Below are 26,576 nucleotides of genomic sequence, written 5' to 3'. Positions count from 1 at the left end.
CGCAACAGCTTGCCCATAGCAACTAATCGCCGCACGCCTGCCGACCCGTGCGGCCGGACGAACACGTCCGGATCCGACTGCTCCGGCGCGAAGGGGATGACAGAGCTTGACGACCACAGCCCTGCGGCCCGCCCGTCCCGACACCCGGCGCGGCGGCCGCGTACAGAAGCGCAGGCCGCGGCGGCACAACCTCGCGGGCTGGCTGTTCGTCGGCCCGGTGATCTTCGGCGTGCTGTTCTTCCAGCTCGCCCCGGTCGCCGCCTCGCTGGTGGTCTCGCTGACCAACTGGTCCGGCCTGAACCAGCCGAAATTCCTTGGCCTGGGCAACTACAAGGAGCTGTTCACCGCCGACGACACCTTCTACGCGTCGCTGCGGAACACGGTGATCTTCACCGTCGTGGTGGTCAACCTGTCGATCCTGTTCGGGCTCGGGCTGGCCGTGCTGTGCAACCAGAAGGTGAAGGGCATCGGGATCTTCCGGACCCTTTACTTCTCGCCGGTGGTGACGAACGTGGTCGCGATCGGGTTCGTCTGGTTCTGGCTATACGAGCCCAACAACGGGCTGTTCAACTCGACCCTGAAGACCATCGGCATCGGTGGTCCAGCCTGGCTGTCCGACACGAAGACCGCGCTGATCGCGGTCATCGTGGTGGCGATCTGGCAGGGCGTGGGATACCCGATGGTGATCCTGCTGGCCGGCCTGCAGTCGATGGACCAGTCGCTGATCGAGGCGGCCACGGTCGACGGGGCGACGGCCTGGCGCCGGTTCTGGTCGGTCGTCTTCCCGCTGCTGACGCCGAGCTTGTTCTTCCTCACCATCACGCAGTTCATCTCGTCGTTCCAGGTGTTCGGAATCATCTACGTGATGACGTCCGGCGGTCCGAACAACGCGACCTCGGTGTTCATCTACCACATCTACGAGGCGGCCTTCGGCCACGGCCGGCTGGGCTACGCGTCGGCGATGGGCTGGGTGCTGTTCGTCATCGTCGGCATCGTCACGGCCGTCCAGTGGAACCTGGAGAAGCGGTGGGTCCACTATGACAATTGAGCGCACCGTCGAGCGTCCGGCCGCCGATCGGCACCGCCCGCCGCCGGCAGAACCCCTGCAGAACAAGGCGCCGAGACACCTGCCGCGCCGGATCGTGGTGTTCGCGACACTGCTGTTCTTCGCCGTGATCTTCGCGATGCCGCTGCTGTGGATGGTGAGCGCGTCGCTCAAGCCGGAGAACGAGGTCCTGCAGACACCGCCGACCTTCGTGCCGACCACCTTCCTGTGGTCGAACTACTCGCAAGCCGGCGACGGTCTGCTGCCGTTCTTCCTCAACAGCGTGAAGCTGGCCAGCCTCAACGTGGGGTTCCTGCTGATCTTCGCGGCACTCGCGGGCTACGGCTTCGCCCGGCTGGACTTCATGTTCAAGCGGCTCGCGTTCGCGCTGCTGCTGTCCACCGCGATGATCCCGAGCATGGTGTACCTCGTCCCGCAGTACATGTTGTTCCGCGAGATGGGGTGGATCGACACCCATTACCCGCTCTGGGTGCCGAACGTGCTGACACCGGTCTTCGGCACCTTCCTGCTCCGGCAGGCCTTCCGGGGCGTTCCGGTCGAGCTCGAGGAGGCCGCACAGCTCGACGGCGCGTCCATCTTCACCACGTTCTGGCGGATCATGCTGCCGCAGGTGAAACCCGCACTCGCCGCCGTCGGCGCGCTGACCTTCATGGGCTCGTGGAACGACCTGTTCGGGCCTCTGATCTTCCTCAACTCGACCCGGCTGCAGACGATGCCGATCGCGCTGGCGCTGTTCAAGGGCGAGTACTTCACCCAGACCAACCTGATGATGGCGGCCGCCACCCTCACCATCCTGCCGCCGCTGCTGCTGTTCCTGGTGGCACAGAAGTACTTCGTCCAAGGCATCACGATGTCCGGCCTGAAGGGGTAGCCCATGCGCATCACGAAGATCGAGTCGATCATCCTGCTCGACAAGCTCCACCTGGTGAAGGTGCACACCGACGAGGGCCTGGTCGGCGTGGGCGAGATCAGCCCGATGAACGCCCAGGTGACGCACAGCATCGTCGAGCACGCGATGGCTCCGCTGCTGGTAGGTGAGGAGGCGACCGACATCGAGCGACTGTGGCGGCGGCTCTACACCAAGCCGTACAAGCTCGGGCCGGGTGGCGCGCAACTGAACGCGATCGCGGGGATCGACATCGCCCTGTGGGACCTGCTGGGCAAGGCGGCCGGCCTACCGACGTACAAGCTGCTGGGCGGGAAGTACCGGCAGAGCATGGCGGTGTATGCCAGCTCGATGTCGCGGAGCATGTCGCCGCACGAAGAGGCCGAGCGGGCGCTTTCCTTTCAGGAGAAGGGCTTCCACGGCTACAAGATCCACTCCTCCACCCCGTGGATGCACGACGACGGCTTCGACCAGACGATCGCCACGGTGACCGCGGTCCGTGAGCTGGTCGGGAACGACTTCCCGATCCTGGTCGACGTCAACAACGCCTACTACGAGCACACCGCGATCAAGATGGCGCACGCGCTCGAGGAACTGGGCGTCTGGCACTTCGAGGAACCGCTGGCCGCACACGACTACGAGGCGTACGGGCGGCTGGCCGACGCGGTCGACATCCCGATCGCCGTCGGGGAGCAGGAGTACACGATCTGGCAGTTCCGCGACCTGATCACCCGCGGCCTGGTCGACATCCTGCAGCCCGACGTGATCAAGTGCGGCGGCATCACCGAGTTCAAGAAGATCGCGGTACTCGCCGACACGTACACGAAGCCGATCACGGTGCACAACACCCAGCAGACCGTCGGCACCTCGGCGCACGCCCACCTCTGGGTCAGTACGCCGGCCTGCGTCTACCCGCAGGAGTACAACATCGAGCACAACCCGATCCTCGACGACACCCCGATCTGGCAGAACCCGCTGCTGCCGGTGAACGGCACCATCACCCCCTGGGAGCTGCCCGGCCTGGGGGTTGAGCTGGACGAGGACGCGGTCGCGAAACTCCGCACCAACTGAGGGACTACCCGCACGCCCTGAACCAAGCCCGGAACAAGTACGGAAGAGGACTGACCATGACGGCAAACCAGGTCTCCCGCAGGTCGTTGCTCAAAGGCCTCGGCCTCGCCACGGGCGCCGCGTCCCTCGGGCTCCCACTCACAGCCTGCAACAACAGCGCGGCCGGTGGTGGCGGCGGTGGGGACGTCTCGTTCCTCACCTGGGACACCACCTCCGGCTCCCCGCTCTACACGGTGGCCGAGAACTGGGCGAAGGGCGCGAGCAAGAAGCTCGACATCCAGTCGGTTCCCGGTGACGACTACGACACCAAGCTCCGAACCGTGCTCGCGTCCGGAGCGGCGCCGACCGTGATCCGGATCAACGACGACTACGTCGCCGGGTATCACGCGGAAGGATCGCTGCTCGACCTGAAGCCGTACCTGGACAAGGACGGCATCAAGCCCGACGACTACTTCCCGGTGGCGTTCAACTTCCCCAAGCAGCAGGACGGCGCGCACGCGGCCTGGCCGATCATGACGAACCCCGGCGTCATCTACTGCAACGTGGACGCTTTCCAGGAGACCGGCGTACCGCTGCCGCCGAAGGACTGGGCCGCGAACGGCTGGACCTGGGACGACTTCCTCGACGCCGCGAAGAAGCTGACCAAGCCGAACGGCGAGCGGTGGGGCGCCCTGGTCTTCCCGGACACGTCGCTCGAGACCGTCTGGACCGTCAACAACGGCAGCGACGGGATCTACTCCAAGGACACCACCCGCTTCACGCTGGCCGAACCGCAAGGGGCGGAGGCGGTCCAGTGGGTGGCCGACCTTTCCCTGGTGCACAAGGTGCATCCGGACTTCGCCACCATCACCGCGGGACGGCAGACCCCGAACTGGGCGCTGTCCCAGCTCGGCACCGGCAAGGTCGCCATGCTGCTCTCCCTGACCAGCGGGATCCCCTACCTGCGCAGCAACGCGAAGGTGAAGTGGGACATCTTCCCGCCGCCGATGAAGGAGGTCCGCAAGACGGTCAACACCATGACGGTGCTGGCGGTCCCGAAGACCTCCAAGGATCCCGACGCCGCCTGGGACTTCCTCAAGTACTGCGCCGGGGCGGACGCGTCGAAGCTGCTGGCGGAGTCCCGGGGCTTCATGCCGGTCGCCAAGAGCTCGTCCTCATTGTTCGTCCCGGACGACAAGGGCCCGGCCAACCTTGCACTGGTGACGGAGGCGTTGGACAACGCGGTCAACGAGAACTTCAGCCGCTACATCGAGCGGGCCCGGACCATCTACCGGCCGGTGCTCGACGACGTCTGGAGCGGGAAGCAGTCGGCGGCCGCGGCGCTCGGCAGCGTCAAGCAGAAGGTCGAAGACGTCCTGGCCGGGAAGGGCTGACGATGAAGATCACCGGCATCGGTGTCGAGGTGGTGTCGAAACCCAAGGCCCACCCGGTCCGGGACGCGCTCCAACTGCTCGACCGCGACGGCCACACCAGGGTCGTGATCGAGACCGACGAGGGCGTCACCGGCGTCAGCGACACGTACTTCGGCCGGGTGGACAGCTCTCCCGCGGTGCTCGCGAAGATCATCACCGACCAGTTCGCTCCGGCGATCACCGGGGACGATCCCACCCTGATCCGGCAGGTCCGGCTCAAGCTGCAGAAGCTGACCGACTACCAGGGCACCGTCGGCCTCTCGTCGTACGCGATCTCGGCGATCGATCTGGCGCTGTGGGACCTGCTCGGCAAGTCGTTGCAGGTGCCGGTCTGGAAGCTGCTGGGAGCCCAGCGCACCTCTATCCCGACGTACGCGATGGTCGGCTGGCTCGAGCTTGACGTGGCCGGGCTGGAGGCGGTGTCGGCGAAGGCGATGGAGCAGGGGTTCCGCGGTGTGAAGATGAAGGTCGGCGGCGGGCCGCTGACCGAGGATGTCCAACGGATCAAGGCTGTCCGGGCAGTGATCGGCCCGGACGCTCCGCTGATGGTGGACGCGAACCAGGCCTTCGAGTACAACGAGGCGCTGCGCCGCGGTCGGGTGTACGAGGAGCTCGACTGCCGGTGGTTCGAGGAACCGCTGCCGGCCGGCGACACCGACGGGCACATCCGGCTGGCGCAGAAGCTCGACATCCCGATCGCCACCGGCGAGAACCGCTACGGGCAGGCGCAGTTCCGCGACCTGATCGCCGGCGGTGGCGTCGGGGTGATCCAGCCTGACCTGCGCCGGGCCGGTGGTCTGACCGACTGTCTGGAGATCGGCCTGATGGCGGCCGGCTTCGGCATTCCGTACGCCTCCCACGGCGGCGGCGCCCACATCCACGTGCTGGCGGCGCTGCCCAACACCATCTACGTCGAGAGCGGACTCCTCCCGGCCGACGGCCGGGTCGAGCTCGTGGACGGCTGCTACCCGCTGCCGCTGGAGCCCGGTCTCTCGTCCTGGCACTGACCACCCCTGCCGGGCCTCCTCCTGGAGGTCCGGCAATTTTCGGACCAGTTTCTACATCGGTGAAGAAGAGGAGCCCTCCCATGAACCGGACCCCGTTGCGCACCATCGCGAGCTGAGCCCGCCATGACGGCCAGTACCGAAATCCCTGCTCTGGTTGACGATCGGCCCACCGCCGAGCGCCGGCCAGACCGCCGAACCGAGCCGCGGCGCGGACGCCGCAGACGCAGCGATCGAGTGGCCTACCTCTTCCTGGCACCGTGGTTCGTCGGCCTGCTGCTGCTCACGGCCGGCCCGTTGCTCGGGTCGCTCTACCTGTCGTTCACCAAGTTCAACCTGCTGCAGCCGCCGATGTGGACCGGGTTCGGCAACTACGTGAAGATGTTCACCGACGACCAGCGTTTCCTCCAGTCGCTGAAGGTCACCTTCATCTACGTGGCGCTGACCGTGCCACTCCAGCTGGGCTTCGCGCTGGCGGTCGCGGTACTGCTGAACCGCCCGTTGCGCGGGATGGCGTGGTACCGGTCGATCTACTACATCCCCTCGCTGCTCGGCGGCAGCGTCGCGATCGCGGTGATCTGGGGTCAGCTGTTCGACGACGACGGCGTGCTGAACGGGTTCCTGGCCTTCTTCGGCGTCACCGGCCGGAGCTGGATCTCCAACCCGGACACGGCGCTCTACACCCTGGTGCTGCTGAACATCTGGCAGTTCGGCTCGCCGATGGTGATCTTCCTGGCCGGGCTCAAACAGATCCCGCAGGAGCTCTACGACGCCGCCTCGGTGGACGGCGCGAACGCGTGGCGACGGTTCTGGTCGGTCACTGTGCCGCTGCTGACCCCGATCATCTTCTTCAACGTGGTGCTGCAGATCATCCAGGCGTTCCAGGCCTTCACGCCCGCCTTCATCGTCAGCGGCGGCACTGGCGGACCGTCGGACTCCACGTTGTTCTACACCCTTTACCTGTACCAGCAGGGTTTCACGAACCTGAACATGGGCTACGCCTCAGCGATGGCCTGGGTGCTGCTGCTGATCATCGCGGGCTTCACCTTGATCAACTTCGTGTTCGCCCGCTGCTGGGTCTACTACGAGGACCGCTGATGACCACGACCTCGCTTCCGACCCCAGTACTGCGTCGCCGTCGCGGGCGGCGGTGGCTCACCCACCTGGCGCTGATCGCCGGAGCGCTGCTGATGGTCTACCCGCTGATCTGGATGGTGGGCGGATCCTTCAAGGACGAGACCGACATCTTCTCCCAGCTCAACCCGCTGCCCACCTCGCTGGACCCGCGCAACTACATCTCCGGGTGGACCGCGACCGATCCCACGTTCACCCGGTTCTACATCAACTCCACCGTGATCGCGTTGCTCGCGGTGGCCGGCAACGTGTTCGCCTGCACGCTGACGGCGTACGCGTTCGCCCGGCTGGAGTTCCGGGGCAAGAAGGTGTTCTTCGGCATCATGCTCGGCTCGATCATGCTGCCGGCCCACGCGCTGCTGATCCCGCAGTACGTGCTGTTCTTCAACCTCGGCTGGGTGAACACCTACCTGCCGCTGGTGGTGCCGAAGTTCCTCGCCACCGACGCGTTCTTCATCTTCTTGATGGTCCAGTTCATCCGGACGATCCCGCGAACACTGGACGAGGCCGCGATGATCGACGGCTGCGGCAAGGTCCGCATCTTCAGCCGGATCATCCTGCCGCTGCTGGGCCCGGTGCTGATCACCACGACGATCTTCACCTTCATCTGGACGTACAACGACTTCTTCGCCCAGCTGATCTACCTGTCCTACCCCACCAGCGAGACCGTCCCGGTGGCCCTGCGCCGGTTCGTCGACGCCACCGGCGACTCGTCGTACGGGCAACTGCTGGCCATGTCGGTGCTCTCACTGATGCCGACCTTCATCGTGTTCCTCCTCGCCCAGCGCCGGATCGTCGAGGGCATCGCGACGACCGGCCTCAAGGGCTAGCGCGAAAGGAAATCCCTCATGAGCACAGACCGCAGTACAGACTTCAGCCGCCGGCGCTTCCTCCAGGCCGGGCTCGCGGCCACCGTCCTCGCACCCCTGCTGTCCGCCTGCAACATCGGCCCGGGCGGCGGACCGTCCGCGGACTCGGTCCGGTTCAGCAGCTACGGGGACCCGACCAAGCTCGGCCTGCGCAGCAAGCTCGCCGACCAGTACACCGCCGGCCACCCGGAGGTGAAGATGGTCTTCGAGGGCACCGCGACCGCGGAGTACTGGGACAAGCTCGCCACCCAGATGGCCGGCGGCAACGCGCCGGACGTGATCAACATCGACATCGCCCGGATCGGCCAGTACGGCGCTGCCGGGGCGCTGCAGTCCTTGCAGAAGTACGTGCCGGACACGATCGACACCAATCCGTTCGACAAGAACCTGCTCAGCCAGGGGCAGCTCAAGGGTGAGCAGTTCGGCATCCCGGTCGCGATGGGCGCCTACAGCATCGGGTACGACGTGACCGTGCTCGACCGCCTCGGGCTGGAGCACCCGAAGGAGACCTGGACCTGGGACGACTACGCCGCCCTGAGTAACGAGATCCGGCAGAAGTCCGGCAAGAAGATCTACGGCTCGGAGGACCCGAGCGGCGATCCGCCGTCACTGCAGATGTTCCTGCGGGGCAAGGGCGAGGACCTCTACAAGGAAGCAGATCTGGCTTTCGGCGAGGACACCCTGGTCGAGTGGTTCGAGTACTGGGCGGCGCTGCGATCCACCGGCGGCACGATCCCGGCGGAGATCGCCGCGCAGGCCTCGTACGGCGACTGGCCGACGCTGCCGATGGTGAAGAAGCAGGCGCCGCTCGGGCACATCCACACGCCGAACCTCAAGGGCGGCTTCCAGGATCTGACCGACAACACGATCGACATCACCCTGCCGCCGCGCTACTCGAAGGGCGGCAAATGCCCGACCTTCCCGGCACCCAGCAGCTACCTCTCGCTGAACGCCCGGAGCAAGCGCGCCGATGACGCTGCCGCCTTCATCGACTGGTTCACCAACGGAGAGGAGGCGGCGAAGACGCTGCGGCTGATCAGCGGCCCGCCCGCGTCGGCCGCGGGCCGGGACGTGCTGCTGAAGGGCAGCGACCTGTCGCCGAGCGAGAAGCAGGTGCTCGCCTACACCGACCTGGCCCTGAAGAATTCCTTCGCTCCCCCACCGCCCGGACCGGCCGCCTCGACCGCGGTCGCCGACCTGCTGCTGAAGACCAGCCAGGACATCGCCTTCGGCAAGATCTCGATCAAGCAGGGTGCGCCGAAGTTCATGGCCGACGCCCGCAAGACCCTCGCCGGCAAGTAGACCCCACCAGGATTGGAACCACATGTCTGAAGCAGCGGACCAGCCGACCGTGCTGGTCACGCGTAACGAGAACAACCCCATCACCACCGGACCGCCCGTGACCTGGGCCGTGGAAACCCTTACGCAACGCCTTGCGGAGAAGGGGATCACGGCCGCGATCGGCCACCCGGGGGACGCTTCCCTGACGATCGAGCTGGTCACCCCCGACGAGGTGTCCGGCGTGGACGTCCCGACCGGGGACGAGTCCTTCACCGTGGTCGGGCAAGGATCCCGGATCATTGTCGGAGGCAACGACCAGACCGGCTTCGTGTACGCCGTACTGGAACTGGCCGAGCGGGTCACGCATGCGGCCGAGCCGCTGGAGACGCTCGCCGCGACGACGACGTACTCCGAGAGTCCGGCTGTCCCGGTTCGCGGTCTGGTGCGCTCGTTCTCCAGCGTGGACGAGGACGTTCCCTGGTTCCACGACCGAGAGTTCTGGACCGAATACTTGACCGCGCTGGCCTCGGCCCGGTTCAACCGCTTCCACCTCGCGCTCGGGATGCAGTACAACTACGGCGCCGACCGGCATGGTGCCACCGACAACTACCTCTGCTTCGTCTACCCGTTCCTCTTCGACGTCGACGGCTACGAGGTGGCGGCGGAGGGTGTCGACGGCGCCGAGCAGAAGCGCAACCTGGAGACGCTGCGGTTCATCGCCGCCGAGACCAAGCGCCGCGGCCTGAAGTTCCAGCTCGGGCTGTGGAACCACGCCTACGACTACGGCCGCGACTCCGTCCACCGGTTCCCGATCACCGGGGTCGGACCCGACAACCACGCGGCGTACTCCGGGGCCGGGATCGCCAGGCTGCTCACGGAGTGCCCGGACATCGACGGGCTCACCTTCCGGGTGCACTACGAGGGCGGGATCCCCGACGACAAGCACGAGATCTTCTGGCGGTCGGTCTTCGAGGGAGCGAACTCGGTCGGCCGGCCGCTCGAGATCGACATGCACGCGAAGGGCGTCGACCAGGCGCTGCTCGATGCGGTGGACCTGCCGAACCTGTCGCCGGTGCTGTCCGCGAAGTACTGGGCCGAGCACGTCGGGCTGCCCTACCACCAGGCCTCGATCCGGGCCAAGGAGACCGCCAAGCCGATCCCGCCCGGGCACGAGATGAAGGGGATCACCGAGTTCTCCCGGCGCTTCACCCGCTACGGCTACGGCGACTTCCTCCGTGAGGATCGCAACGTCGACCTGATGTTCCGGGTCTGGCCGGGCACCCAGAAGCTGTTGCTCTGGGGCGATCCCGCCATCGCGGCGGGGTACGGGCGGCTGTCCACCTTCGGCGGGTCCCGCGGGGTCGACCTGTGCGAGCCGTTGTTCTTCAAGGGACGCAAGGGCAGCGGTGAACCCGGCCACCGCGACCCGTACATCCGCGAGGATCTCCGGCTGCCGGGCAACCGCGAGTGGACGAAGTACCGGTACAGCTACCTGCTCTGGGGACGGCTGCTCTACAACCCGGACACCGAGCCCGAGACCTGGCGCCGCCAGTTGCGATCGACGTACGGCGCTGCCTCGGGCGAGGTGGAACGCTCGCTCAGCTCCCTCAGCCGGATCCTGCCCTTGGTGACGGTGGTGCACGGCGTCGGCGGATCGAACAACGGCTACTGGCCGGAGGTGTACCTCAACCTGCCGATCTCGTCGCGGGTGCACTCGGACCACTACGCGGGTGACACCGAGCCGCCGGCGAACTGGGGCGGCGTCAGTCCGTTCGACCCGACCACCTTCTACGGCATCGACGAGTACGTCGGGGCGCTGGCCGCGCGCGAGCTGTCCGCGAAGTACACGCCGCTGGAGGTGGCGTCCTGGATCGAGCGGTTGGTCGCGGACGGGGCCGAGGCGCTCGAGCGGGCTCGCGCTCTGGCGGACGGCTCGGACGCCCAGGTGAAGCGCACGTTGATCGACTTGGATGTCCTGGTCCGGATGGGCCGGTACTTCGCGGGCAAGTTCCGGGCAGCCGTGGACTATTCGATCTTCCACGCGACCGAGGACCCCGGGTCGCTGGAGTCCGCGCTGCGTCACTATCGGAAAGCCCGCTACGCCTATGCGGAGATCCCGGGTGTCGTCGAGGGGGTGTACCAGCCGGACCTGCGGTTCGGGATCGAGTCGTCCGAGCACGGGCACTGGGCGGACCGGGTGCCGGCCATCGACGAGGATCTGGCGGCGCTGGCCGACGAGTTGCGGGAGGCGTCGGGCAACGAACCCGCTGCCTCGCTGCTAGCTGCGCCGGAGCGGCCCGGCGAGGCAGGTGTGGCTCATTCCGTCCCGGAGGCCTTCACTCGGGGCGAGCCGCTCACCCTCGGGTTGGAGGCTCTGGGGCCCGATGTGGTCGGCGGCACGCTGCACTACCGGCATGTGGATCAGTCCGCGGCCTGGCGGTCAGTGCCGCTGGAGGAGATCGGCGGGCTGTTCTCGGGCACCATCGACGGGGAGTACACGGCCTCGACGTACCCGCTGATGTACTTCTTCTCCGTTCGGCACAGCAGTGGTGGCCAGGCGCTGTATCCGGGGCTCGCGGCGGATCTGTCGAACCAGCCCTACCTCACGATCAGGTCGACCGGGAGCTGATCAGCGCACGATGGCGGCGATCACGACGATGGCGACGAGAGCCGCTAGTACGAGCGAGGTGACGAGCCGTCGGGTCCGGGGGTCCACTGGCCCAGGCTAGTGGACCCCCGGCCGGACGGCCCAGCCCAGGCCGGTTCCGCCCAGGCCGGATCAGCTGAGGCCGGGGAGGGCGACCAGGGGTTCGGGGCGGTGGACGCCGCGGGGGCGGTAGGCGAGAACGTCGGAGAAGCCGAGGTAGTCGGTCAGCAGCCAGATGATCGCCAGCCACATCTCCGTCCCCTGCAGCCCGGGGATCGCCCGGTCGTCGCCGCCGTCCGGAGCGAACGCGAAGCCCGCACCGTCCACCCAGCGGCCGAGGATCTCCGCGAGCTGCGCCTCGGCCCACCGACGACCCTCGGCCCGGCCGAAGTCCGTCTGCTTGCCCGCGAGCCAGAGAGGGTGAATCACATCGAGCACGTTGCAGGCGTTGAACCCACCACCGCTGAACACCCGCCGATCCTCCGCATGGGCCAGCAGGGTCCGTACGGCCGCCTCCGGGTAGGGCAGCGGGAGACCGAACTGCGCATAGGTTCCACGGGTCAGCCGGTAGAACCCGTTGACCACCTGGAGCCAGCCTTGGTCAGGATCCGGCTGACCCCACATCCCACTCTCCCGATCGACCCTGGCCGTCAGCCAACCCATCAGGGTGAACAGCGGACCGGAGCCGGTATCCCTGTAATTGTTGAGGTTTCGCGCCACCGCGGTGCCGAGGGCATCTATTCCGGCACCTGCTCCCCAGGCATTCCTTGCCCACGGCAATCCGTCCAGCCGGCGTTCGAGCTCGGCCGGCGGGAGGTCGAGGAAAATCGGGTGCTCGAAGCAACTATCGAGCACCTGGAGGGCGTAGCCGGCGCAGAGGACGTGGTAGCTGGCCGGGCCTTCGAGGACCGACAGTCCGGCCGCGTCGAACGGTTGCTCCAGGCCCCGGTCCGACAGGTCACCAGGGGCCACCAACCCGGTCTGCGGGTCCTGCCGCGCGCGGAGACGGCGTACCAGGTCGTCGCGCGTGTGGCCCTCGGGGGCGCGGCGGAGCAGCAGGTCGGCGATCTCGATCGCGTCGCACCACGGGCGGATCGCGGGCTCCTGCTCGATCCCCGGCCGGTCGACGAACCGCTCCCCGTCCCAGCACCGCCGCAGCAGCTCATCAACCTGCTCACGAGCCCTGGAGGCGAAGGCGGCCGCCCGGTCCGGCAGGTCGCGGGCGGCTGCGGCGATGGTGCGCTCCGGCGGGTCGGCGACCGCCACGGTCACCTGGGCGGCATCCGGCACGGGGGTCGTGGTGGACTCGGCAGTCGGGCGCGGCGCGCGGCGGTCGCGGAGTTTGCGGGCCGGGTTGCCGGCCACGACGGACCACTCGTCGACGTCCTTGGTGACCACCGCGCCGGCGCCGACGATGCTGTGGGCGCCGATCGTGACGCCGTCCAGGACCAGCACGTTCGAGCCGATCCAGACGTCGTCGCCGACGGTGATCCCGAGCGAGGTGTGTGGCTGGCGGAACATCGGCTCCTCGGTCACCGCCGTGCCGTGGTTGAACGCGAGAATCGAGGTGTGCGCGCCGATCCGGACTCCGTCGCCGATGGTGATCCGGCCGCGGACCACCGAGAACGGGTTGATCGTCGAGTCCGACCCCAGGCTGATCTCGCCGGTGACGTACGCGTGGGCCGCGATGTACGACCGCTCCCCCATCCGGAGCTCGGCGCAGAACACCGCCGCCGACTCCGCGACGTACACGTCCGCGGCGAGGTCGACCTTGCCGGTCGCCGCGAGCTGCCGATGCCGCTCGGCCTGCCTCTCGCGGTCGGCGGCGGTCCCGCGCCGGGCGTACTCCCAGGGCAGGAAATCGAGTCGGCGTACGGCGTGGTCCGAGCCAGGTGAGGTCATTGGATAACGCTATCCGAGACTCGGGACCGGACGCACGTGGCGGCTTGTCGCGGAATTGCGCTGCTAACGTTCGGCCCATGCGGGGTGGGAGCGACAGATGACGACACCCGGATCCTTGGACGGCGGCGAGACCGTCTCCGACGGTCCGGCGAGCACTGGTGTGCGCCGGACGCAGCGAGTCACGATCAGCGATCTCGCGCGCCGTCTCGACATCTCGAAGGCCTCCGTCTCGTACGCGCTGAACGGCCGGTCCGGGGTCAGCGAGGAGACCCGGCAACGCGTCCTGCAGCTGGCCGAGGAGCTCGGCTTCCACCCGAACTCGGCGGCCGTCGCGCTGTCCGCGAGCCGGACCCGGACGATCGGCATCGTGATCGCCCGCGACCCCGCGCTGATCTCCACCGAGGCGTTCTACATGCGGACACTGGTCGGCATCGAGCAGTACTTGAACGAGGTCGACTCGTCCCTGCTGCTCCGGCTGACCGGCGAGCACGGCGAGGATCTGGACGTACTGCGGCGCTGGAGTCGGCAGGGCCGGGTGGACGGGTTCATCCTGTTCGACGAGCACAACGACGACCCCCGCATCCCAGCCCTCAAGGAGCTGGGCGTCCCCTGCGTCGTGGTGAGCTCGAACGCGCCGGACGACGGCGTCGGCCGGCTGATCAGTTCGCCCGAGCAGACCGTGACGATGCTGCTGGACCATCTGGCCGAGCTCGGGCACCAGGAGGTCGCGCACGTCAGCGGACCGTTCACCTTCGTGCACGAGCAACTCCGGGTCCAGCTGTTCGCCGAACGCGGCCGGCAGCGCGGGATCCGGGTGACGCACCACGAGGGCAGCTACCGGTACGAGGACGGCGCGGAGATGACCCGCAAGGTGCTCAGCGGGAAGAACCGGCCGACGGCGCTCGTCCTCGGCAACGACCTGATGGCGGTCGCCGCGGTGCGGGTGGCTGCGGAGCTGGGCACGGTCGTGCCGGACGAGCTGACCATCGTGGCCTGGGACGACTCCCCGCTGTGCGAGCTGGCCAACCCGGGCATCACCGCGGTCGACCAGCAGACGATGGAGCGCGGCCGGATGGCGGCGGACCTGCTGTTCCGGATCGCCGCGGGCGAGGCCGGCCTGCACTGGGAGACACCCCCCGGCATACTGCGGGTCCGGGACTCCTCGGCCGCTGCGCACCGCAGTACGGGCTGACCCTGCGTCAGCAGGTCTTGACATGGAGTCGCAAGACAACCGTGTGCGAACGTGCGCGAGGGTGTTCGCAATGCGCGGATAACCTGCAACTGCCAGCGGTACAGGTCACGGAGCAGTAACGAACCAGACCCAACTGAACCGGTTCGGGTTCCCATACTTAACCGGTTAGGCCACTATTGGCCCGATCCGCCTCCGCTCCCTGCCGGAGGCTCGACAGGACGAGGGAGTCCGACGTGAGACTGCGTTCGCTTGTAGCCGCGGTAGCGGTGTCCGCCCTCGGAGTCAGCCTGGCCGCGTGTGGCGGCAACGACTCCGGCGACAGCTCCAACGGCGGTGGTGGAGGAGATGCGACGCTGACCTACTGGGCCAGCAACCAGGGCACCAGCCTGGACAACGACAAGCAGGTCCTGACCCCGGTGCTGGAGAAGTTCACCCAGGAGACCGGCGTGAAGGTCAACCTGGAAGTGATCGGCTGGAACGACCTGCAGACCCGCATCCAGACCGCGATCACCTCCGGCCAGGCGCCGGACGTGGTGAACATCGGCAACACCTGGGCCGCGTCGCTTCAGGCGACCGACGCGTTCCTGCCGTTCGACGGTGACGCGATGAACGCGATCGGGGGCAAGGACAAGTTCGTGCCGACGGCCCTGGCGACCGGCGGCAAGGAGGGCACCGACCCGACGTCCGTCCCGCTCTACGGTCTGGCCTACGGCCTGTACTACAACAAGGCGATGTTCGCCGCGGCCGGCCTGCAGCCGCCGAAGACCTGGGAAGAGATGGTCACCGCCGCGCAGAAGCTGACCAACCCCGCGAAGAAGCAGTGGGGCATGGCGCTGGCGGCCGGCAGCTACACCGAGAACGTGCACTTCGCGTTCATCAACGCCGCGCAGAACAAGGCCGACTGGTTCGACGCCGACGGCAAGCCGACCTTCACCGGTGACGGCAACGTGCAGGGTGTGCTGCGGTACCTCGACCTGATGCAGAAGGACAAGGTCGCCAACCCGTCGAACGCGCAGTACGACAACGGCACCAAGTCGGTGAACGACTTCGCCACCAAGAAGGTCGCGATGGTGATCAACCAGAACAACGCCGACTCCTCGATCGTTGCCAACGGCATGAAGGCCGGCGAGTACGGCGTCGTGCCGTTCCCGGCTCCGTCCGGTGGCGAGCCGGTGGCCAGCCACGTGGCCGGCATCAACCTGTCGATCTTCAAGAACACCAAGAACAAGGACGCGGCGCTGAAGTTCGTCAAGTACATGACGGACGCGACCACCCAGACCACGCTGGGTAAGCCGTTCGCCTCGCTGCCGGTACTGAAGGACGCCAAGCCGGTGTTCACCACGGACGCGGCCGAGGCGGCGACCTTCGCCGACGTCTACAACACCAAGTCCAAGCCGCTGCCGCTGGTGCCGGCCGAGGACCAGTTCGAGAGCACCGTCGGCAAGGCGATGAACGGCCTGTTCGCCAAGATCGCGACCGGCGGCACGGTCACCGCCGACGACGTGAAGACGGCGCTGAAGACCGCTGAGGATCAGGTGGCGGCGAGTAGCTGACACACGAACGGTGGCCCGGGGTGTCCAGCCCGGGCCACCCTCGTAGCCGTCTACCCAGCGATCCACAAGACAGGAGGCGACCGGATGTCCGTCGCCACAGAAAAGGCCCCCGCCGCGGCGGCGCCCGAGCCACGGGCGAAGAAGAAGCGAGGGCCGGACCATCGGCCCGGGCTGAGCCGGAAACTGCCCTATCTGCTGCTCGCCCCCGCGGTACTGCTGGAACTGCTGATCCACATCATCCCGATGCTCGTCGGGATCTGGATGAGCTTCGTGAAACTGACCAAGTTCTTCATCGCGAACTGGTCCGCCGCCCCGTGGGCAGGCTTCGACAACTACCGGGTCGCCCTCGACTTCGACAACGCCGTCGGCGAGGGCCTGCTGAAGTCGTTCGGCGTCACCGTCGCCTTCTCCCTGATCACGCTGGCGCTGGCCTGGGGTCTCGGGATGGCCGCGGCCGTCGCGCTGCAGCCGCCGTTCAAGGGACGCGCCCTGGTCCGGACGCTCTTCCTGGTCCCCTACGCGCTGCCCGCGTACGCCGGCATCCTGACCTGGAACTTCATGCTCCAGCGCGACACCGGCGCGGTGAACCACCTGCTGGTCGACAACCTCGGCCTGGTCTCTGACCGGCCGTTCTGGCTGATCGGCGGCAACGCGCTGGTCTCCCTGATCACCGTCGCGTTGTGGAAGCTGTGGCCGTTCGCCTTCCTGACCTTGATGGCCGGCCTGCAGAGCATCCCGCGCGACGTGTACGAGGCGGCCTCGGTGGACGGCGCCGGCGCGATCCGGCAGTGGCGCAACATCACCCTGCCATCGCTGCGCCCGGTCAACCTGGTGCTCGTGCTGGTGCTGTTCCTGTGGACCTTCAGCGACTTCAACACGCCGTACGTGCTGTTCGGTACGGCGCAACCGCCCGCGGGTGACCTGATCACCTTCCACATCTACAACGCGTCCTTCCTGACCTGGAACTTCGGGTCCGGCGCGGCGATGTCCGTGCTGCTGCTGATCTTCCTGATGATCGTCACCGGCGCCTATCTGCTCATCACCGGCCGGAGGTCTCGTCGTGCGTGACACCAAGGGCTTCAAGATCTACCGGGCCGTCGTGCTCACCGTGCTCGGTCTGTTCGTGCTCGTCCCGCTCTACGTGATGGCGACCTCGTCCCTGAAGCCGCTGAGCGACGTGCAGGGCGCCTTCACCTGGTGGCCGTCGAACCTCACGCTGGAACCGTTCGTGGACATGTGGCAGACGGTGCCGCTGGCCCGCTACTTCGTCAACAGCACCATCGTCTCGGTGGTCGCGACGGTCTTCTCGGTGGCGATCGCGATCCTGGCGGCCTTCGCGGTCTCCCGGTTCCGGTTCCGCGGCCGGACCGTGTTCAGCACCACGGTGCTGTCGACGCAGATGTTCCCGGGCGTGCTGTTCCTGTTGCCGCTGTTCCTGATCTTCGTGAACATCAACAACTCCATCGGGGTGCAACTGGTCGGCACCCGGCTCGGGCTGATCATCACCTACCTGACCTTCAGCCTGCCGTTCTCGATCTGGATGCTGGCCGGGTACTTCGACAGCATCCCGCGCGAGCTGGACGAGGCCGCCCTGGTCGACGGCTGCGGACCGATGGGCGCACTGTGGCGGGTCGTCCTCCCGGCCGCGCGCCCGGGCGTCATCGCGGTGGCGATCTACTCGTTCATGACGGCCTGGGGTGAGGTCCTGTTCGCCTCGGTGATGACCACGGAGGCCAACCGGACGTTGTCCGTGGGCCTGAGGCAGTACTCCACTCAGACCAACGTCTACTGGAACCAGATCATGGCCGCCGCCCTGGTGGTCAGCGTCCCGGTCGTCATCGGCTTCCTCCTGGCCCAGCGCCACTTCGTCGCCGGCGTCACCGCCGGAGCCGTGAAGTAGCCAGTACGCCGATACGCCGTCCGCGCCCCGTCCAGGTCAGCCTGGGCGGGGCGCGACGAGTTTGTGCCGCGCTTCCCGGACCGGTTGCCTGGAGCACCGTCGTACGGTGGGAGGTGGAGACCACCCACGGAGGAACCGAAGTGAGCGTGCTGGACGGCATTCTGGAAGGGGTCCGCGAGGACCTGGCCGAGCGACAGCGGCAGGTTCCGCTGGCCGAACTGAAGGCACGGGTCGCCGAGCTGCCCCCGGCTCTGGATCCGTTGCCGGGCTTCCGCGCCGACGGGGTGTCGATCATTGCCGAGGTCAAACGCCGGAGTCCGAGCAAGGGTGATCTGGCCGACATCCCCGACCCGGCCGGGCTCGCCGCGCAGTACGCCGACGGTGGGGCCGCGGCGATTAGCGTGCTGACCGAGCGGCGGCGGTTCGGCGGATCGCTTGCTGATCTCGCGGCGGTCCGTGAGCGCGTGTCGGTGCCGGTACTGCGCAAGGACTTCATCGTCGAGGAGTACCAGCTGTGGGAGGCCCGGGCGTTCGGCGCCGACCTCGCCCTGCTGATGGTCGTCTCGCTCGACGACGCCCTGCTCACCGACCTGGTCGGCCGGTGCGGTGAACTCGGCCTCACGCCGCTGGTCGAGTCCCACACCGGGGAAGAGCTCGAGCGCGCGATCGGCACCGGCGCTCAGGTGCTGGGGATCAACGCTCGTGACCTGACGACGCTGCGGGTCGACCCGGCCGTCTTCGGGAAGCTCGCGCCGCAGATCCCGACCGACCGGATTCGCGTCGCCGAGTCGGGGGTCAACGAGCCGGAGGACGTCACGCAGTACCGCGAGTGGGGTGCCGACGTGGTCCTGGTCGGCGAGGCGCTGGTCAAGTCCGGTGACCCGACTGACTCGATCCGGAGATTCCGCTCGGCCTAGGGCACGTGTCCGACCATCCCCTGCTGCCACTCAGCAGCTGGGGATTGTCAGGCACAACTGGTCAGGCGAAGAGCTTCTCGCCCCAGAAGGAGCCGGCCGGGACGCCGCCGGGGCAGGCGAAGATGCCGGAGCCGACGTGGCGGATGTACTCGTTCATCACGTCCGATCGGGCGAGCTGCGTCTGGATCGGGATGAACTGCTTGCGCGGGTCCCGCTGGTAGGCGAGGAAGAACAGCCCGGCGTCGAGGCGGCCGAGTCCGTCCGAGCCGTCGACGAAGTTGTAGCCCCGGCGGAGCAACTCCGCGCCGTTGTTGAACTGCGGGTGGGCCAGCCGGATGTGCGCTTCCTTGGCGACCTTGGGCTCGCCCTCGGAGTTCTTCGCCTCGAAGTCGATCAGGTCGAACTCGTCCGCCTTGCCGAGCGGGGCGCCGGTGCCCTTGCCGCGGCCGACGATCGCCTCCTGCTCGCTGAGCGACGTACGGTCCCAGGTCTCGATGGTCATCCGGATCCGCCGGGAGACCAGATACGAGCCGCCGACCATCCAGTCCGGCCCGTCCTCAGGCTGCACCCACAACTGCTGCTCGAGCTTGTCGGTGTCCTCCAGCTTGAGGTTGTTCGTGCCGTCCTTGAAGCCGAACAGGTTGCGCGGCGTGCTCTGCGCCCGCGAGGTGGACGACGTGCGGCCGAAGCCGAGCTGGGAGTAGCGCACGGAGGTGGTGCCGAAGCCGATCCGGGCCAGGTTGCGGATCGCGTGCACCGCGACCTGCGGGTCGTCCGAACACGCCTGGATCGCGATGTCACCGCCGCTGCGGTTGGGATCGAGGTTGTCGCCGATGAAGTGCGGCAGGTCGACCAGCGCGCCCGGCCGCTTCGCCCTGATCCCGAACCGGTCGTTGCCCTTGGCATCGGCGAAGAAGCTCGGCCCGAAGCCGATCGTGAGGGTCAGCCGGGCCGGCGGCAGGCCGACAGCCTCGCCGGTGTCCTCCGGAGGCGCCTCGGCCGGACCGTTCACCGCGCCGTACTGGCCGATGTCGCGGCCCGCGGTCATCAGCGCGGCCGCGGCGGTCCACTCCTTCAGCAGGGAGACGACCGCGTCCCGCTTGTTCGCGGTCACGTCGAAGGTGGCGAAGTGCAGCCGGTCCTGGGCCGGGGTGACGATCCCGGCCTGATGCCGGCCGTGGAACTCGACCGGTCCGGTGTTGTCCGCGGCCTGGGACTCCTCGCCCGCGAGTGCGGAGTGAGCGGCGTACCCCGCGACGCCGGTGGCCACGGCCGCTCCCGCCGCGCCCAGCAGGCCGCGACGGGAGATGCCTTTGCGTTCGGTCATTTCTGCGCGACCACTGCGGCGACCTTGCTGACCGGCTCGGCCAGCGCGTCCACCACCGTGCCGAGTTCCTTGCGCTCGGCATCGGTCGGCTGGTAGGGCTTGAAGCCGTCGCCGACGCGGTACTTGTCGACCGCCGCGAAGACTGCCTTGAAGTTCGTGTCCAGCGTGGTGACCAGGGCCGCGTCACGCTGCTGCAGGGCCGGGCGGAGCGCCTGGATCGCGGCCTGCGAGCCCTCGACGTTGGCCTGGAAGTCCCACAGGTCGGTGTGCGAGTAGCGGTCCTCCTCACCGGTGATCTTGCCGGTCGCGACCTCGTCCAGCAGTTCCTTCGCGCCGTTGGCGAGCTGCAGCGGGTTGAGCTTCACGACCTTGGCCTTGGCGACCACCGTCTTCACGTCCACCAGCAACTGGTCGGCGTACTTCGCCATGCCCGCGGTGGTGTTCTTCTCCCACAGCGCCTGCTCGATCCGGTGGTAGCCGGTCCACTCGGTGCCCGCCTCGACGTCGTTGACGCGCGCGTCGATCTTCGGGTCGAGGTCGCCGAACGACTCCGCGACCGGCTCGATCCGCTCCCAGTAGGTGCGGGAGACCGGGAACAGTTCCTTGGCCTTGGCGATGTCGCCGGCCTTGACCGCATGGACGAACTCGGTGGTCTTCTGCTCCAGCGCGACCGCCTGGGAGTTCACGTAGCGCTGGTAGCTCTCGGTGGCCTGCTTCAGCGCGGTGTCCTCGTCCACCTGCGCGGGGGCGTCACCGGTGACGTTCAGGTCGCCGCGGATGCCGTCGCCGATCATGCCCGGCTTGCAGACCGCCTGGTACTTGCCGGTCGGCAGTTCCACGATCAGGTCGCGCTTCAGGCCGGGGCCGATGTTCTCGACCTCGCCCATCACCCGGTCGCCCTCGGCGTACACGTAGAACTCGGTGACCTTGCTGCCGCCGTTGGCGACGGAGAAGGTGCTGGTGCCGGACTTGACGTCCGTGCGGCTCAGCGAGCACTCGGAGTCGGTCGCCTTGACCGAGACCGGGCCGCTGGTGTCACCGGGTGCCGCGGCCGGCTTCTCGTCGGCACAACCGGTCAGACCGGCCAGCAGCAGTACCGCGCCGGCTGCGGTGGCCCGGCGGGCCGTGATGGTGATCATGCGAGGTGTCTCCTGGACGGGTGAGGGGGTGGTTCAGGCCGCTTCGGTTCGGGCTTCGGCGGCTACCGCGGACGGCGGCGTGGTGGGCTTGAGCGGCCGGAAGTAGAGCACCAGGACCGGCACGAGGTACGCCAGCCAGGCGACCGCCTCGACGACGGTCGGGGCCGGGTTGAAGTTGAAGATCCCCTTCAGCAGGACGCCGTACCAGCTGTCCGGCGGGATCACGTGCGAGATGTCGAAGGCCAGGTTCTCCAGGCCGGGCAGGATGTTCGCCTCCTGCAGGTCGTGGAAGCCGTAGGCGAAGATGCCGGCCGCGACCAGGATCAGGACCGCGCCGGTCCACTTGAAGAAGACCGCGAGGTTGACCTTGACCGCGCCGCGGTAGATCAGCACGCCGAGCACCACCGAGGTGGCCAGGCCGAGCAGTACGCCGATGAACGGGGTCGCGGTGGTCGCGGTCGCCGCCGAGGCGTAGACGATGAACGCCGTCTCGATGCCTTCCCGGAAGACCGCGAGGAAGGCCAGCAGGACCACCGCGCGGGTGCCGATCTCGAGCGCGTGCCCCATCCGGTCGCGCAACTCCCGCGCGATGCCGCGGGAGGCCTTGCGCATCCAGAAGATCATCCAGGTGACGAAGCCGACCGCGATGATCGACATCACCCCGCCGATCGTCTCCTGGGTGGTGAACGACTTGGCCGTGAGCGAGGTGATGAACTGCAGCAGGGCCCAGCCGGCCACTGCTACGGCGACGGCCGCGCCGACACCGATCCAGACCAGTTTGAGCCGGTCACGATGGCCCGACTTGACCAGGAAGGTGGCGAGGATGCTGACCACCAGCGATGCCTCAAGGCCTTCTCGGAGACCGATCAGGTAGTTGGCGAGCATGGCGGAGACTCCTGGGCGTTAGGTACGGCTAACCTTCCGAAGGTTAACCTAAGAACTCCCATTCGCCCACTGTGTCGTAAGCCGCACCGTGGCTCGGCCCCTCGCCGAGACGCGATGAGATCAACTCGATACTTTCCGCAGTCCACGCCGGGCCGCGGTACTCGTCCAGCACCCGGACCCACTTCACCACGTCGATCGGCTGCCGCGTCCTGGCCAGCGTGAGGTGCGGGGTGAACTTCCGCCCGTCCACGGTCACGCCCGCCTTGTTCGCCGCCGAACGCGTCGTCATCGCCAGGTGAGGCAGGGCCTCGCTCTCGTCCCGCACCCCGGTCCACACCACCCGCGCGTCCGCCACCGACGGGAACGCGCCGGCCCCGGCCAGTTGCAGGTCGAACGGCTTCTGCCGCTCGGCCGCCACCTCGAGCCGCTCGGCCAGATCATCGGTCTTGTACTCCGGAACATCCCCCAGGAACGCCAGCGTGATGTGCCAGTTCTCGTCCGCCGCCCACCGGATGTCGTCATCGCGATGAGCCCGCCGCGGCTCCACGAACTCGCTCAGATGCTCCACAACCTCCACCGGCGGCACCACCGCCACAAACAATCGCATCCACCAACCCTAATTCCCCCGGCAACCAGCTTTACGCCGGTGACCGGGCAGTGATGATCGGCTGATCGACGCACTTGGTGGTGGGTTTCGTCCTGGTCGACGCGCGCAACCGGCAGAGCGGAACACCTGAGCACAACGCGCGGGTGGTCGGTCCCGACGGCTCGACCAGGGTGTCGTTCAACGCCGGGGACGCGATCGAGCAAATGCTGACCGACCGGTCCGGTGGAATCTGGATCAGCTACTTCGACGAGGCGTCCATCGTGGCTCCTCGCCTGGGCAACGCACCCGATGGTGATACCCGATGGTTCGCCTCCTCCGGGCTGGGCGCGCAACCGGGTCTGCCGGGACAACCGTCTGTGGCTGCAGTTCGAGGATCCGCGGGACTGGTATGTGCTGGAGATCGGGGGAGACTGAGGTATGGGTGATGTCGGTGGGCGGAATCTGCCTTCGCCGTGCGTGGTGGTGTTGGTGGGGCCCGGGGCTTCGGGGAAGTCGACGTGGGCAGCCGAAGCGTTCGCGCCTGAGTTGGTGGTGTCGAGTGATCGGCTGCGGGCATTGGTGGGGGCCGGGGAGGACGATCTGGCGGCCAGTGCTGATGCGTTCGCGTTGCTGGAAGAGGTGGTGAGGCAACGGATCGGGCGGCGGCTGACCACCGTGATCGACACGTTGGGGCTGGATCGGGAGCGGCGGCTCAATTGGTTGTGGTTGGCAAGGGAGCACGGGATTCCCTGTGTGGCGGTGGCTTTCGACACACCGGCTGCCGAGTGCCGGCGGAGGAATCGCGAGCGGACGAAGCGGATCCCGGCCGACGTGCTCACCGCGCAGCTGAAGACCTGGGGCCGGGTGAAGAAGGAACTGCCCGACGAAGGGTACGACGAGATCCTCGCGCCGCGGACAGTTCGCGTAGTACCGGAGGCGTTCGTCCAAGCAGAGCAGGCGGTGCAGCGGCAGCAGGCAGCGCCGGCAAGACTCCAGTTCGGGCTGCAGTTGAGCAGCTACACGCACAAAGCGGGGCGCAAGACCACGGGTGAGTGGATCAGGCAGGTCGCCACCAGTGCCGAGGCCGCCGGGTTCGACGCGATCTACGTGATGGACCACTTCCGGCAGATCCCGCAGGTCGGGCGCGCCTGGGAGGACTTCCTGGAGAGCTGGACCACGCTCGCCTATCTCGCGGCCTGCACCGAGCGCGTGAAACTCGGCACCCTCGTCACCGGCATCACCTACCGCAACGTCGCCCACCTCGGAAAGATCGCGGCCACCCTCGACGTACTGAGTGGCGGCCGCGCGGTCTGCGGGCTCGGGCTCGCCTGGTTCAAGGCCGAGCACGACGCGTACGGCTGGGACTTTCCGTCAGTCAGCGATCGCTACGCCCTGCTCGAGGACGCGCTCCAACTGCTCCCGGTGCTCTGGGGCCCGGGCAACAAACCCTGGCGCGGCAAGGTTCTCGACGTACCGGAGACGGCCTGCTACCCACGACCACTGCAAGACCCGTTGCCGATCCTGCTCGGCGGCAGCGGCGAGCGTACGCTCCGGCTGGCCGCCCGGTACGCCGACGCCGCGAACGTCTTCGGGGATGCGGTCAAGGTGCGGCAGAAGGCGGAGTACCTGAAGGCGCACACGGAAGCAGGCAAGCAACCACCAAGGCTCACCCACCTGTCGACCACGCTCGTCGGCAAGGACCACCAGCAGGTCAACGCACTGGTCGACCGGCTGAGACCACGCAACCAGGACCCGGCCCGGTATGCCGCGACCGTCAACGCCGGCACGATCGCCGACCAGATCGGCCGGTTCCGTGAGCTGGCCGAAGCCGGCGCGGCCGAGGTGATGCTGAGCCTGCCCGACCTCGACGACGACCTCAGCCCGATCGACACGATGGCCGAGGTCATCACCGCGTTCCGCTAGGCCCTGACGCTAGCCCTTGAGCTTCAGGTTCAGCAGGGCGTTCTCGATCAGCTCGGGCATCGCCGGGTGGATCCAGTACTGGCCGCGGGCCATCGTGTGGGCGTCGAGGCCGAAGCTCATCGCCTGGATGACGGGCTGGATCACGGTCGCCGCCTGCGGGCCGATCACGTGGCAGCCGAGCAGCAGGCCGGTGTCGGGATCCGCGAGGACCTTGGCGAAACCGGTGGTGTTCTCCATCGCCCAGCCGTAGGCGATGTCGGCGTACGCCTCGCGGCCGACGACGTACCGGACGCCCTGCTCGATCGCCTCCTCCTCGGTCAGCCCGACGGACGCCACCTGCGGCGAGCCGAAGACCGCGTGCGGGACGTACCGGTGGTCGGCCTCGATCCGGTCCTCCGGGTGGAGCAGGTTGTGCTTGACCACCCGTGCCTCGTGGTTGGCGACATGCTTGAGCTGGTACGGCGAACAGAGGTCGCCGAGCGCGTAGATCCCCTCGGCCGCCGTCTCCTGGAACTCGTCGACGATGACCCGGCCGTCCTCCGTCAGCTCGACACCGGCGGCTCCGACGTTCAGCACATCTGAGTTCGGCGTCCGCCCGACGGCGACCAGCAACTCGTCGACAATGAGCTCGTCGGAACCCTGCGGGCTGAGCATCTCCAGCGCGATCCCGTCGTCGCGCCCCTTCACCCGGACGGTGTCGTGATAGAGCCGGACGTTGTACCGCTCCTTGGCGATTTCGGTGTAGCGGACCGCGACCTCCCGGTCCTCGTGCCGCAGCATCAGGTCGGAGCGGCCGATGACCGTCACCTCGACGCCGAGCGAGGAGAAGACGTGCGCCAGTTCGGCCGCGACGAACCCGCTGCCGATGATCCCGAGCCGGCGGGGCAGCTGCTCCATCCGCATGATCGTCTCGGAGGTGTGGAAGCCGACCTCCTCGAGCCCCGGGATGAAGGGCACGATCGGCCGGCTCCCCGCGGCGAGCACGAACTTGTCCGCGGTCAGCACCTCGGTCTGCTCGCCGTCCGCCGACGTCACGGTCAGCTCGCCCTCGGCGGTGAACCGCCCGGTGCCGTGGTAGAGGCTGACGTTCACGTTGTTCGCGTGATGCAGCCGGTACTCCTCGCCGCTCGCGGAGATCGGGTCGATCCGGTGGAAGATGCGATCGCGGATCTCCGGCCAGTGCACCCCGGTCAGCTGCTCGTCCACCCCGAACCGGGAACTCCCGGACGGTACCGCGGCCAGATCGGCGGTGTGCACGAACATCTTGGTCGGGATGCAGCCGACGTTCAGGCAGGTCCCACCGAACGTGCCGCGCTCGACGATCGCCACCTTCCAGTCGGCGAACTGCTTGGTCACGATCGTGTTGCCGGAGCCGGTTCCGACCACTACCAGGTCAAAGTGGGTCACACCCCATTGTGACCGCCGACACCAACCAGGCGGCTCGGGGCCACCTGGCGGGCCTGTCGGTCGGTACAAGGGCTTCCGGGCTGGGTTTCGCCCTGATGGGTGGTGGTTGTGCCGATTAGGGGGCTGGCGCCGGCGGCTTGTTCGACCACTGGCGGGTCGTCAGCCGGCTGGCGGGTTGTTCGGCCGCTCGTGGCTCGTTTCGGGATCCGCTGGCGGGCTGTTCGATGGCTGGCGGCTTGTAAGACGCCAGCGGCCGAACGACCCGCTACCGAGAGCCCGCCGCCCGGCCCGGATCCGGCGGCGGCCGCCGTGCCGTGCAGTTGTGGGGACCGCGGACACCTTCTCGGGGGTGCGCCAGCCGGTGGCGGTGCGGTTGCGGGGACCTCGGACACCGTGTGGGGACCTGGAGAGCCTGTTGCTTTTTGGGTGACGCGCCTGGGTAGGTCCTGGCTGGGGTCGGGTGGTGTTGGAAAGA

Annotated in this window: 21 protein-coding genes; 15 read left to right on the top strand and 6 right to left on the bottom strand. The window is 67.8% G+C overall.

Going from position 1 to position 26,576, the window contains the following annotated elements:
- Window positions 1-106: 106 nt before the first annotated feature.
- The 9 genes from ACFPJ1_RS27685 (at window position 107) to ACFPJ1_RS27645 (ending at window position 11,352) form a co-directional block, all read left to right on the top strand.
- A complete protein-coding gene (locus ACFPJ1_RS27685) occupies window positions 107-1,048 on the top strand; it encodes a carbohydrate ABC transporter permease (protein ID WP_380108298.1) in 942 nt (313 codons plus the stop codon).
- Window positions 1,038-1,937: a carbohydrate ABC transporter permease gene (locus tag ACFPJ1_RS27680; RefSeq protein WP_380108296.1), complete on the top strand. Its 900-nt coding sequence runs from the start codon at window positions 1,038-1,040 to the stop codon at window positions 1,935-1,937. Before ACFPJ1_RS27685 ends, ACFPJ1_RS27680 begins: the two co-directional genes overlap by 11 nt.
- 3 nt (window positions 1,938-1,940) lie before the next feature.
- On the top strand, window positions 1,941-3,023 hold the full coding sequence (locus ACFPJ1_RS27675) for a mandelate racemase/muconate lactonizing enzyme family protein (protein WP_380108295.1): 1,083 nt from the start codon (window positions 1,941-1,943) through the stop codon (window positions 3,021-3,023).
- 56 nt (window positions 3,024-3,079) lie between these two features.
- The gene (locus ACFPJ1_RS27670) at window positions 3,080-4,396 is read left to right on the top strand and encodes an ABC transporter substrate-binding protein (protein ID WP_380108294.1); all 1,317 of its coding nucleotides are present in this window, start codon (window positions 3,080-3,082) and stop codon (window positions 4,394-4,396) included.
- A 2-nt stretch (window positions 4,397-4,398) separates the two neighbouring features.
- Window positions 4,399-5,442 (top strand): mandelate racemase/muconate lactonizing enzyme family protein, encoded by a 1,044-nt coding sequence (locus tag ACFPJ1_RS27665; RefSeq protein WP_380108292.1) that lies wholly within the window; start codon window positions 4,399-4,401, stop codon window positions 5,440-5,442.
- A 234-nt stretch (window positions 5,443-5,676) separates the two neighbouring features.
- Window positions 5,677-6,537 carry a carbohydrate ABC transporter permease gene (locus tag ACFPJ1_RS27660; RefSeq protein WP_380108290.1) on the top strand — a complete coding sequence of 287 codons (861 nt, stop codon included), beginning with the start codon at window positions 5,677-5,679 and terminating at the stop codon, window positions 6,535-6,537.
- A complete protein-coding gene (locus ACFPJ1_RS27655) occupies window positions 6,537-7,403 on the top strand; it encodes a carbohydrate ABC transporter permease (protein WP_380108288.1) in 867 nt (288 codons plus the stop codon). The genes ACFPJ1_RS27660 and ACFPJ1_RS27655 overlap by 1 nt, the downstream gene beginning before the upstream one ends.
- An 18-nt stretch (window positions 7,404-7,421) precedes the next feature.
- The gene (locus ACFPJ1_RS27650; RefSeq protein WP_380108287.1) at window positions 7,422-8,744 is read left to right on the top strand and encodes an ABC transporter substrate-binding protein; all 1,323 of its coding nucleotides are present in this window, start codon (window positions 7,422-7,424) and stop codon (window positions 8,742-8,744) included.
- 22 nt (window positions 8,745-8,766) lie between these two features.
- On the top strand, window positions 8,767-11,352 hold the full coding sequence (locus ACFPJ1_RS27645) for a hypothetical protein (RefSeq protein WP_380108285.1): 2,586 nt from the start codon (window positions 8,767-8,769) through the stop codon (window positions 11,350-11,352).
- Between the two features lie 150 nt (window positions 11,353-11,502).
- On the opposite strand, the gene ACFPJ1_RS27640 is transcribed toward ACFPJ1_RS27645, so the two are convergent.
- Window positions 11,503-13,272 (bottom strand): acyltransferase, encoded by a 1,770-nt coding sequence (locus tag ACFPJ1_RS27640; protein ID WP_380108284.1) that lies wholly within the window; start codon window positions 13,270-13,272, stop codon window positions 11,503-11,505.
- A gap of 97 nt (window positions 13,273-13,369) precedes the next feature.
- Here ACFPJ1_RS27640 and ACFPJ1_RS27635 point away from each other — a divergent pair, with 97 nt between their 5' ends.
- The 5 genes from ACFPJ1_RS27635 to trpC all read left to right on the top strand — a co-directional run bounded on the left by ACFPJ1_RS27635 (window position 13,370) and on the right by trpC (window position 18,834).
- A complete protein-coding gene (locus tag ACFPJ1_RS27635) occupies window positions 13,370-14,464 on the top strand; it encodes a LacI family DNA-binding transcriptional regulator (RefSeq protein ID WP_380108282.1) in 1,095 nt (364 codons plus the stop codon).
- Between the two features lie 233 nt (window positions 14,465-14,697).
- Window positions 14,698-16,017, top strand: a complete 1,320-nt coding sequence (locus tag ACFPJ1_RS27630) for an ABC transporter substrate-binding protein (RefSeq protein WP_380108281.1) — start codon at window positions 14,698-14,700, stop codon at window positions 16,015-16,017.
- Between the two features lie 84 nt (window positions 16,018-16,101).
- On the top strand, window positions 16,102-17,085 hold the full coding sequence (locus ACFPJ1_RS27625) for a carbohydrate ABC transporter permease (RefSeq protein ID WP_380108280.1): 984 nt from the start codon (window positions 16,102-16,104) through the stop codon (window positions 17,083-17,085).
- Entirely contained in the window at window positions 17,078-17,917 is an 840-nt protein-coding gene (locus ACFPJ1_RS27620) for a carbohydrate ABC transporter permease (protein WP_380108278.1), read from the top strand. Before ACFPJ1_RS27625 ends, ACFPJ1_RS27620 begins: the two co-directional genes overlap by 8 nt.
- A 140-nt stretch (window positions 17,918-18,057) precedes the next feature.
- Window positions 18,058-18,834 (top strand): indole-3-glycerol phosphate synthase TrpC, encoded by a 777-nt coding sequence (trpC, locus tag ACFPJ1_RS27615; RefSeq protein ID WP_380108276.1) that lies wholly within the window; start codon window positions 18,058-18,060, stop codon window positions 18,832-18,834.
- 61 nt (window positions 18,835-18,895) lie between these two features.
- Here the strand turns inward: trpC and efeB are convergent, their stop codons facing one another.
- The 4 genes from efeB to thpR are packed head-to-tail and all read right to left on the bottom strand — an operon-like array spanning window position 18,896 to window position 22,792.
- Complete coding sequence (efeB, locus tag ACFPJ1_RS27610; protein WP_380108274.1) at window positions 18,896-20,161, bottom strand: iron uptake transporter deferrochelatase/peroxidase subunit; 1,266 nt, start codon at window positions 20,159-20,161, stop codon at window positions 18,896-18,898.
- Complete coding sequence (efeO, locus tag ACFPJ1_RS27605; protein WP_380108273.1) at window positions 20,158-21,300, bottom strand: iron uptake system protein EfeO; 1,143 nt, start codon at window positions 21,298-21,300, stop codon at window positions 20,158-20,160. The genes efeB and efeO overlap by 4 nt, the downstream gene beginning before the upstream one ends.
- A gap of 33 nt (window positions 21,301-21,333) precedes the next feature.
- Window positions 21,334-22,185, bottom strand: a complete 852-nt coding sequence (gene efeU, locus ACFPJ1_RS27600; protein WP_380108272.1) for an iron uptake transporter permease EfeU — start codon at window positions 22,183-22,185, stop codon at window positions 21,334-21,336.
- Between the two features lie 43 nt (window positions 22,186-22,228).
- Window positions 22,229-22,792: an RNA 2',3'-cyclic phosphodiesterase gene (gene thpR / locus ACFPJ1_RS27595; protein WP_380108271.1), complete on the bottom strand. Its 564-nt coding sequence runs from the start codon at window positions 22,790-22,792 to the stop codon at window positions 22,229-22,231.
- 417 nt (window positions 22,793-23,209) lie between these two features.
- Here thpR and ACFPJ1_RS27590 point away from each other — a divergent pair, with 417 nt between their 5' ends.
- Window positions 23,210-24,694, top strand: a complete 1,485-nt coding sequence (locus ACFPJ1_RS27590) for an LLM class flavin-dependent oxidoreductase (protein WP_380108270.1) — start codon at window positions 23,210-23,212, stop codon at window positions 24,692-24,694.
- A 9-nt stretch (window positions 24,695-24,703) separates the two neighbouring features.
- Here the strand turns inward: ACFPJ1_RS27590 and ACFPJ1_RS27585 are convergent, their stop codons facing one another.
- A complete protein-coding gene (locus tag ACFPJ1_RS27585; protein ID WP_380108269.1) occupies window positions 24,704-26,101 on the bottom strand; it encodes a mycothione reductase in 1,398 nt (465 codons plus the stop codon).
- Window positions 26,102-26,576 lie beyond the last annotated feature (475 nt).

The organism is Kribbella qitaiheensis, from assembly GCF_042657745.1.
In the GTDB taxonomy this organism is placed as follows: domain Bacteria; phylum Actinomycetota; class Actinomycetes; order Propionibacteriales; family Kribbellaceae; genus Kribbella; species Kribbella qitaiheensis.
Note: the sequence above shows the minus strand (reverse complement) of the source record. Positions and strands in the feature narration are given on the sequence as shown.